Consider the following 9,517-nt stretch of genomic DNA (forward strand, 5'->3'; position numbering starts at 1 on the left):
ACGGCGGGCCGAGCGCGGCCGCGAGCGGGCCCTCGACCGCCACGAACCTGATCCGGGTCATGCCGGCGAAGGGAGCGGAGCACGTATGGCGCACCGTTTCGACGTCCTCGTCATCGGCGGGGGCGTGGTCGGGCTCTCGGTGGCCTGGCGTACGGCCAGGCAAGGGCTTTCGGTGGCGGTGGTCGATCCCGCCCCGGCCTCGGGAGCCTCACACGCGGCGGCGGGCATGCTGGCGCCGGTCAGCGAGGTCACCTACACCGAGGAGCCCCTCCTCCGGCTGGGCCTGGCCTCCCTGGCGAGGTGGCCGGCGTTCGCCGCCGAGCTCACCGCCGACAGCGGTCACACCCTCGACTACCGCTCCGACGGCACGCTGGACGTCGCCTTCGGCGCCGACGACCTGGCGGTGCTGGACGACCTCGCCGCGTTCGTCGAGAAGCTGGGACTGCCCGCCGAGCGGCTCACCGGCCGCGAGTGCCGCCGCCTGGAGCCGATGCTCGCACCGTCGGTCCGCGGCGGCCTGCTGGCCGGCGCGGACGCGTGGGTGGACCCCAGGAGGGTCACCAGAGCCCTCCTGGCCGCCCTGGAGCGGCGAGGGGGCGCACAGGTCCGGGCCGGGGTCACAGGGCTGGAGACGGCCGCGGGCGCGGTCACAGGAGTACGGCTGGCCGACGGCGGGACCGTCGGTGCGGCGCGGGTGATCCTGGCGGCCGGGGCCTGGTCGGGCGCGCTGGAGGGGCTGCCGCCCGAGGTCCTGCCGCCGGTGCGGCCGGTCAAGGGCCAGATCATGCGGCTGCGCTCCCCCGAGCCGATCCTCCGGCGGTGCGTGCGGGGCGTCGTGCACGGCTCACACGTCTACCTGGTGCCGCGCGGCGACGGGGAGCTGGTCGTCGGGGCCACCCAGGAGGAGATGGGCTTCGACACCCGGGTGACCGCCGGAGGGCTGTGGGAGCTGCTGCGCGACGCGCGGGAGCTGGTCCCCGGCGTGACGGAGCTGGAGCTCGCCGACGTGGTCGCGGGCCTGCGCCCCGGCACCCCCGACAACCTGCCGCTGGTGGGACCCACCGCCCTGCCGGGCCTGTCCCTGGCCACGGGGCACCACCGGGGCGGGGTGCTGCTCGCCCCGCTCACCGCCGACCTCTTTTCCGGCGAGGCGGAGCCGGAACTGCTGAAGATCTGCTCACCACTCCGCTTCCGGGAGCATCGATGAAAGTGACCATCAACGGCACCGCGCACGAGCTGCCCTCCGGGGCCACCGTGACGCAGGCCGTGCAGAGGCTGACCGGGACCAGGAGCGGCGTGGCCGTGGCGGTCAACGACGAGGTCGTCTCGCGGAGCTCGTGGGACTCCACGGCGCTCGTGGAGGCCGACCGGGTCGAGGTGCTCACCGCGGTACAGGGAGGTTGAGGGACGTGGACGACGATCTGACCATCGGCGGGGAGAAGTTCTCCTCCCGCCTCATCATGGGCACCGGGGGCGCGCCCTCGCTGGAGATCCTGGAGCAGGCGCTGGCCGTCTCGGGCACCGAGCTGACCACGGTCGCGATGCGGCGGCTGGACCCGTCCGCGCCGGGCTCCGTGCTCGACGTGCTGCGCAGGCGCGGCATCAAGGTCCTGCCGAACACCGCCGGCTGCTTCACCGCGGGCGAGGCCGTGCTGACCGCCAGGCTGGCCAGGGAAGCCCTGGAGACCGACTGGGTCAAGCTGGAGGTCATCTCCGACGAGCGGACCCTGCTGCCCGACCCGATCGAGACCTTCGACGCGGCCGAGCGGCTGGTCGCCGACGGGTTCGTGGTGCTGCCCTACATCGGCGACGACCCGGCCCTGGCGCGCAGGCTGGAGCAGGCGGGCTGCGCGGCGGTGATGCCGCTGGGCGCGCCGATCGGCTCGGGGCTGGGCATCCGCAACCCGCACAACATCGAACTCATCGTGGAGTCGGCGAAGGTGCCGGTGATCCTGGACGCCGGGATCGGCACGGCGAGTGACGCGACGCTGGCGATGGAGTTAGGTTGCGACGCGGTGCTGCTGGCCACGGCGGTGACCCGGGCGCAGCGGCCGGACCTGATGGCGCAGGCCATGCGCTCCGCGGTCGTCGCGGGCCGCCAGGCCCGGCTGGCGGGGCGGATCCCCCGGCGACGCTACGCGGAGGCGTCGTCCCCTATGAATCCATAGGAAACAGTCAACTTCTCGGCATCGGTTTGGAACACCGGGACCCTGCGAGCGCCAAATCGCCCGTAAACTCAGCCGGGTGGACACGACGCTTACGGACCCCCTAGTCGGGAAACTCCTCGACGGGCGTTACCGCGTTGAGTCCCGGATCGCCCGGGGCGGCATGGCGACCGTCTATCTGGCTCTGGACATCCGGCTCGACCGCACGGTCGCCGTGAAGGTGATGCACCGCTCCCTCGCCGAGGACCCCTCGTTCGTGCGGCGGTTCATCGGCGAGGCGAAGTCGGTGGCGAGCCTTTCGCACCCCAACGTGGTGCATGTCTTCGACCAGGGCACCGACGGAGACAACGTCTACCTGTCGATGGAGTACGTGCCGGGGCGCACCCTGCGCGACGTGCTCCGTGCCCGGGGCAGGCTGCCCGCCCGCGAGGCCCTCGAGGTCATGATCCCGGTGCTCGCCGCACTGGGCGCCGCGCACCAGGCCGGGCTGGTCCACCGGGACGTCAAACCGGAGAACGTACTGCTCAGCGATGACGGCCGGGTCAAGGTGGTGGACTTCGGCCTGGCCCGCGCGATCGAGGCGACCAACCAGACGCGGACGGGCGTCATGATCGGCACCATCGGCTACATGTCGCCCGAACAGGTGACCTCCGGCGCCACCGACGCCCGCAGCGACGTCTACTCGGCCGGGATCATGCTGTTCGAGCTCCTCACCGGCCGCCAGCCGTACGAGGGCGACACCCCGATGTCGGTGGCCTACCGGCACGTGCACGACACCGTGCCCGTGCCCTCGGCGCTGCTGCCGGGCACCCCGCCGCTGCTGGACACGCTGGTGGCGCAGGCGACGGCCCGCGACCCCGCGACCCGCCCGGCGGACGCCACCGCGCTGCTGGTCGCCGCGGTGGACGCGCACCGGATGCTGCCCAGGGAGAGCGGCCCGGTGCCGTCCGTCCCGGTCGGCCCGCCGCAGAGCCCGGACCCGGCGCCCCCGCCGGCCAACCAGACCCTGATCCAGCCCCGTGTCGACCTGCTCACCAGCCCCGTCTCCGACGTCGCCGAGCCCGCTCCCCGGGCGCGGCGGGGTTTACGGCCCAACTGGTTCCTGATCGCGCTGGCCGTGGTGATGGTGATCGCGGTCGGGGTGACCGGCTGGATGTTCTCCCAGACCACCACCGTCACGGTGCCCTCGCTGGTCGGCAAGAACGTCACGATCGCCGAGAGTGAGGCCAGGAGGCTCGGCTTCCTGGTCGAGGTCGGCAAGGCGGAGAACGACGAGAAGGTGCTCAAGGGCAACGTGTTACGGACCGACCCGGTGGCGGGCACCGAGACGGAGGGCAAGACCAAGCTGGTCCTCATCGCCTCGGCGGGCCCCAAGCGGGTCGCCGTGCCCAACGTCGTGGGCCTTGACGAGAACAGCGCGCGGGTGAAGCTGGCCGAGGTCGGACTGGTCGTCGACGACGTCAGGAAGCAGCAGAGCGAGACCGTGCCGCGCGGCCAGGTGATGCGGACCAACCCCGCCGTGGGCAACCGGGTCCGGGAGGGCAGCAAGATCGATCTGGTCAAGAGCGCGGGCCTGGTCATGCCGGACGTCAAGGGCATGCCCCGCGACCAGGCCGACGCCATGCTGCGCAGCGCCGGCTTCAACCCCCAGTTCGTCGAGCAGACCGACGCCGCCCAGCCCTGCACGGTCATCGCCCAGGATCCCCAGCCCAACGCGGAGATCGACAAGGGCGCCGTCGTCCGGCTCACCCTCTCGCAGTGCAGCAACGGCAACTGGCGCTGGCCGTGGGAGAACGACGGCGACGACGGCGGCGGCGGTGATGACAAGATCATCATCATTCCCAACGTGATGTTCAAGGACGTCAAGGCGGCCCGTGAGGAACTGCGCGTGGCGGGGATGAGGGTGAAAATAAAAAAAGGTCCGGGCCGGGGCGTAGTCCTGGCCCAGATCCCGCCGGGTGGGCAGCAGGCTCCCCCCGGAACTGAGGTGACCCTCTGGCACTGAGCCGGCGCGCGAGGCGCCGCTCAGCGCCGCTCAGCGCCCGTCAGCGTTCGCTGAGCAAGCCGTGCAGGCGGACGCGGGCGAGGCCGCCGTCGGGGTAGACGTCCACCCGGACGTGGGTGGCGGCGGGCGCGTCGCCGAGGCGGAAGCGGTGTGAGGTGTCGGGCTGCAGGCGGGTCCTGGGCAGCAGCTCGAACCAGGTGTCCCCGTCGGCGGTTCCCGTGATCGAGACCGATCCCGGCGCGTTGAACAGCAGGTTGGTCGTGTCGATCTCGGCGAGCTTGACGACGCCGGCGCCCGCCAGGCGGATCAGCAGCCAGTCGTTGCCGTCGTCACGGCGGCGGGCGGTCTCCCAGCCCTCGGCCTGGTGCCGGGCGAGGCCGGGGGCGATGACGTTGTTGGGCGAGGAGTAGAACTCGTCGGAGCAGCCGGTGACCAGCGCGCCGTTCGCCAGCGCGGCCAGGTCCAGGCCGAGGCCGTCGTACAGGGTCAGATCGGGCCTGACCTCGCCGTGCACGCGCAGCCGGGCGATGCCCCCGTCGGGGAAGATGTTCAGCCGGACATGCGTGTGGCGCCGTCCGTCGGTCACGTCGAACAGATGCTCGGCGTCACCCGTGAGGGCGCTCCTCGGGACGATCTCCACCCACTCGGCGGCCTCCAGCTCGGCGACCGTGGGGTAGCCCTCGACCGCGGCCGCCTCGACGGAGGCGTGGGGCGGGTAGTTGCCCTTGAACCACGCGGTGTCGATCACGACGCCGCGGATCACGCCGGGCAGGCCGAGCCGGACCATGGCCCAGTCGTGGCCGGGCTCACGCCGCCGCCGGGTCTCCCAGCCGTCGTAGACCTGCCCCTTGGGACCGAAGGTGTGCGCCTGGAAGGCGGGACGGCCGGGGCGGATCAGGCTCTCCCTCGCGGCGAACGACTCGTCGTTGGCCGCGACGACCGAGCCGCCGAGGGTGCGCAGGGCGAGGTCGGGCAGTGCGGTGAATCCACTCACGGTGAGGGCCTCTCCTCTGTGGCGCGTTCCGGTCCCGGGTGGCGGGCTCCGGCCGGGGAGGGTCGCAGGAACTCTCCGCCGGGGGTGTCGTCCACGACCCGGCCGCGCAGCCAGGTCGCGCGGACCACGCCGCGCAGCGTCCTGCCGTGGTAGGGCGTGACCGGGTTCCTGTGGTGCAGGGCGGCCGCGTCCACGGTGTGGCCGGCGTCGGGGTCGAAGGCGACCAGGTCGGCGTCGTTGCCCACGGCGATGGCGCCCTTGCCGTCCAGACCGGCCAGTGCCGCGGGGTTGGCGGCCATCCACCGGACCACCTGGCCGAGGCCGTGCCCGCGCCGCGAGGCCTCGGTCCACACGGCCGCCAGGCCCAGCTGGAGGGAGGAGATCCCGCCCCAGGCCGCGGCGAAGTCAGGCACCTTGAGGTCCGGGGTGGAGGGTGAGTGGTCGGAGACGACGCAGCTCAGCACGGCGTCGGCGAGCCCCCGCCAGAGCTGCTCGCGGTTGGCGGAGGTCCGGATCGGCGGGCAGCACTTGAACTCGGTCGCGCCCCGCGGCACCTCCTCGGCCGTCAGCGTCAGGTAGTGCGGGCAGGTCTCAGCGGTGATCCTGACGCCCTCCCGCCGCGCCCTGGCCAGGGGTTCCAGGCAGAGCGCGGAGGACACGTGCAGGATGTGCGCCCGCACACCGGTCTCCCCCGCCAGCGCGGCGACCAGTTCGACCGCGCGGCGCTCCGACCGGCCGGGGCGGGAGTCGAGGAACTCCGCGTAGCCGGGGCCCGCCGGTTCGGCGAGCAGCGCCGGGTCCTCGGCGTGGACGATCAGCAGTCCGTCGAAGGAGGCGATCTCCACCATGGCCGCCCGCAGCCCGTCCACGTCCAGGGGCGGGAACTCCTCCACGCCGGACGGCGACAGGAAGCACTTGAAACCGTGCACCCCGGCCTCGTGCAGCGGTCGCAGATCCTTGACGTTGCCGGGGACCGCGCCGCCCCAGAAACCCACGTCCACCAGGCACTGCCCGGCCGCGGCCCTCCGCTTGCCGGCCAGCGCGGCCACGCTCACCGTCGGCGGCAGCGAGTTGAGCGGCATGTCCACGATCGTGGTGACACCGCCCGCGGCGGCCGCCCGGGTGGCGGAGGCGAAGCCCTCCCAGTGCGTCCGTCCGGGCTCGTTGACGTGCACGTGGGTGTCCACGAGGCCGGGCAGCAGCGCGGTGTCGCCGAGGTCGACCTGTTCGGCGGCCTCCAGGACGGCGTCGTAGGGGTGCAGGCCGGCGATCCGGCCCCGCCGTACGGCCACCGCCGCCGGGCCCTCCCCCTCCGGGAGCACGGCCCGGCGGGACCGGATGACCAGGTCCGTCACGTCTTCGGTCCGCACGCTCATCGCCTCTCGATCTCCCCGCCCGGCAGCCGGGCGTCCCGGTGCCCGGCCGCCGGGCCGTCCGCGCCCGGCGCGGCGTGAACGGCCCGGCGGCCGGCCCCTCGTCAAAGGTGTCCGCGCGCGACCTCGCGCGCGAGCCGCTCCAGCAGCGGGCCCGCCTCGGACATGCACACGGCCGGGTCGGGCTCGATGTCGGTGAGCGCGTAGGCGGCCGTGATGCCCGCCGCGTTCAGCTCCTCGTCGCCGAGGGCGCGGCGGCCGCAGACTGCGACGACGGGGATCCCCGCCTTGGCGGCGGCCGCCGCGACCCCGGCGGGGGCCTTGCCGCGCAGGGTCTGCTCGTCCAGGGAGCCCTCGCCGGTGATGACCAGGCGGGCGCCGTCGAGCAGGTCGTGGAAGCCGAGCAGGTCGAGCAGGTATTCGATGCCGGGGCGGACGTCGGCGGACAGGAAGGCCAGGGCGGCGAAGCCCACTCCCCCGGCGGCGCCCGCCCCCGGCTGGGCGGCCACGCCCATGGGGCGGACGATCCCGTCGTGCTCGATGGCGCCGGCCAGGCCGTGGGTGTGCGCGGCGACGGCGGCGAGCCTGGCCAGGGCCCCTTCGAGCACCTTCACCTCCTCGGGCCCGGCGCCCTTCTGCGGGCCGTACACGGCGGCGGCGCCGTACGGGCCCAGGAGGGGGTTGTCCACGTCGCCGGCGACGACGAACTCGACATCATCGATCGCGATAAGTCCAGATTTATCGATTTTCTCCAGGGTGCGCAGGGCGGCGCCGCCACGTGGCAGCTCCTGCCCTCCGGCGTCCAGGAAGCGGACACCCAGCGCCTGCATCATGCCGGCGCCGCCGTCGGTGCAGGCGCTGCCGCCGAGCCCGAGCACGATCCGCCGGGCGCCGCGCCGTACGGCGTGGGCGATCAGCTCGCCGACGCCGTAGCTGGTCGCGGTCAGGGCCTGCGGGTCACCGGGCAGGCGGCGCAGGCCGGACGCCTCGGCGAGCTCGATGACGGCCGTCGGCACCTCGGCCGCGGCCGGGGAAGGGGACGGGGAAGGGGACGGCGAAGACCCCGGGCCGGCCGGAGGYGTCGAGGAACCCGGGTCTGCCAGGGACGGCGAGGAACCCGGACCGGCCGGGACGGCCGCCGCGTCCTCGCCGGCGGCCGGGCGCCGCGCGTGCTCCGCGGGCTCGCGCCAGGCGTAGGCGGCGCGGACCGGCTGCCCGGTGGGGCCGGTGACCTCGACCTCGACGCGGGTGAAGCCGCAGGCCACGACCGCGTCCACGGTGCCGTCGCCGCCGTCGGCCACCGGCAGCGCTACCGTGACGACATCCGGGCCGAGCCCCGCCGCCACGCGGGCGGCCACCTCGGCCCCGGTCAGCGACCCCTTGAACTTGTCCGGGGCGATGACGACATGTCCCGAAGACTCAGACAACCCTGCTCCCTGATGGAGAATCGGCGGACACGCGCTCCCGCCCTGCGCGGGCCGGGATGAGCGCGTTCCGGAACCCGGTGAGATGGACGACCATCATCACACCTGCCCGCCGGTGGCGAAGCCCCGCTCCCCTGCCAGGCGCATGAGACGGCGGTGGGCCTCGCCCCCCGCCCGGCCGAGCTCGTCCTGGGCGACCGTGCGCAGCTCGTCGTCCTCGACGACCGTCTCGCCGCCCACCAGCAGGCGCGCCAGAGGAGGCTGGCGGCTGCCGAAGACCAGGGTGCAGACCGGGTCGGCGACGGCCGAGGCGAAGGCGCCGTCGGTCCGCCACAGGGCGATGTCGGCGAGCTTGCCCGGTTCCAGGGAGCCGATCTCCTGCTCACGGCCCAGGTTCCGGGCCCCGCCGAGGGTGGCGATCTCCAGGGCCTGCCGGGCGGTGAGCGCGGCCGGCCCGTACCTGGCCCGCTGGAACAGCAGGGCCTGACGCATCTCCCCGGACAGCGAGGTCAGCTCGGCGGAGGCGCTGCCGTCCACCCCGAGGCCGACGATCGCCCCGCGCCGGAGCATCTCCGACACCCGGGCGATGCCCGCGCCGAGGCGGCCGTTGGAGCTCGGGCAGTGCGCGGAGCCGGTCCCGGTCCGGGCGAACGCGGCGATGTCGGAGTCGCTCAGGTGGATGGCGTGGGCGAACCACACGTCCGGGCCGAGCCAGCCGAGCTCCTCCATGTAGTCGACCGGGCGCAGGCCCACCTGGGCCAGGCAGTGCTCCTCCTCGTCGAGGGTCTCGGCGAGATGGGTGTGCAGGCGTACGCCCTTGGACCTGGCCAGCGCGGCGGCCTCGGTCATCAGGTCCGCGCTGACCGAGAACGGCGAGCAGGGGGCGACCGCGACGCGCAGCTTCGAGGAGAAGGACGGGTCGTGGTAGGCGTCGACGGCCTCGGCCGTCGCGGCGAGGATGTCGTCGAGCCTCTCGACCACGACGTCCGGCGGAAGGCCGCCCTGGGAGGCGCCCCGGTCCATCGACCCCCGGGCGGGATGGAAGCGGATGCCCAGCTCCCGGGCCGCCTCGATCTCCGCGGCGAGCAGGTCTCCGCGGCCCTTGGGGAAGACGTAGTGGTGGTCGCTGGAGGTGCTGCAGCCGGACAGGGCCAGGTAGCCCAGGCCCGCGCCGGCCGCGCCCTTGACGACCTCGGCGTCCATCGCGGCCCACACCTGGTAGAGCGCCACCAGCCACTCGAAGAGCGTGGCGTCCTGGGCCAGGCCCTGCGAGGCCCACTGGTAGAGGTGGTGGTGGGTATTGACCAGGCCGGGCGTGGCCAGGCAGCCCGTGCCGTCGATCCTGGTGGCGCCCGGGACGGCCGGGGCGGGGCCGGCACCGAGCGCCACGATCCTGTCGCCGTCGACGTGAATGTGACCGGAGGGGATCTCCGGGCCCACGACCGGGGCGATGTGGACGTTCTCCATCAGAACGACGCTCATCGGCGCTCCCCGCCGCGGTGCCCGCGGCCCGCGCCGCCGCGCTCGGCCGCCCACCCCCACCCGCTCCCGTCACC

8 protein-coding genes are annotated in these 9,517 nt (G+C 73.8%); 4 read left to right on the plus strand and 4 right to left on the minus strand.

The annotated features are described in order from the left end of the window. Positions 1 to 85 precede the first annotated feature (85 nt). The 4 genes from thiO (at position 86) to pknB (ending at position 4,170) form a co-directional block, all read left to right on the plus strand. Positions 86 to 1,207, plus strand: coding sequence for a glycine oxidase ThiO (gene thiO / locus CA984_RS24350; protein ID WP_086575879.1), 1,122 nt, complete (start codon positions 86 to 88; stop codon positions 1,205 to 1,207). Continuing rightward, positions 1,204 to 1,404 (plus strand): sulfur carrier protein ThiS, encoded by a 201-nt coding sequence (thiS, locus tag CA984_RS24355; protein WP_086575880.1) that lies wholly within the window; start codon positions 1,204 to 1,206, stop codon positions 1,402 to 1,404. Before thiO ends, thiS begins: the two co-directional genes overlap by 4 nt. A 5-nt stretch (positions 1,405 to 1,409) precedes the next feature. Beyond that, the gene (locus tag CA984_RS24360) at positions 1,410 to 2,168 is read left to right on the plus strand and encodes a thiazole synthase (protein ID WP_086575881.1); all 759 of its coding nucleotides are present in this window, start codon (positions 1,410 to 1,412) and stop codon (positions 2,166 to 2,168) included. A 76-nt stretch (positions 2,169 to 2,244) separates the two neighbouring features. Continuing rightward, a complete protein-coding gene (gene pknB, locus CA984_RS24365; protein ID WP_086575882.1) occupies positions 2,245 to 4,170 on the plus strand; it encodes a Stk1 family PASTA domain-containing Ser/Thr kinase in 1,926 nt (641 codons plus the stop codon). Between the two features lie 40 nt (positions 4,171 to 4,210). Here the strand turns inward: pknB and alc are convergent, their stop codons facing one another. The 4 genes from alc to CA984_RS24385 form a co-directional block, all read right to left on the minus strand. Beyond that, positions 4,211 to 5,164: an allantoicase gene (alc, locus tag CA984_RS24370; RefSeq protein WP_086575883.1), complete on the minus strand. Its 954-nt coding sequence runs from the start codon at positions 5,162 to 5,164 to the stop codon at positions 4,211 to 4,213. Then, positions 5,161 to 6,540: an allantoinase AllB gene (gene allB, locus CA984_RS24375; RefSeq protein ID WP_086575884.1), complete on the minus strand. Its 1,380-nt coding sequence runs from the start codon at positions 6,538 to 6,540 to the stop codon at positions 5,161 to 5,163. The genes alc and allB overlap by 4 nt, the downstream gene beginning before the upstream one ends. A gap of 101 nt (positions 6,541 to 6,641) precedes the next feature. Continuing rightward, entirely contained in the window at positions 6,642 to 7,964 is a 1,323-nt protein-coding gene (locus CA984_RS24380; protein WP_086575885.1) for a glycerate kinase, read from the minus strand. A 96-nt stretch (positions 7,965 to 8,060) separates the two neighbouring features. Continuing rightward, positions 8,061 to 9,443 (minus strand): 8-oxoguanine deaminase, encoded by a 1,383-nt coding sequence (locus CA984_RS24385; RefSeq protein ID WP_207621015.1) that lies wholly within the window; start codon positions 9,441 to 9,443, stop codon positions 8,061 to 8,063. Between the last annotated feature and the right edge of the window lie 74 nt (positions 9,444 to 9,517).

The organism is Streptosporangium minutum, assembly GCF_002149035.1.
GTDB classification, from domain to species: domain Bacteria; phylum Actinomycetota; class Actinomycetes; order Streptosporangiales; family Streptosporangiaceae; genus Streptosporangium; species Streptosporangium minutum.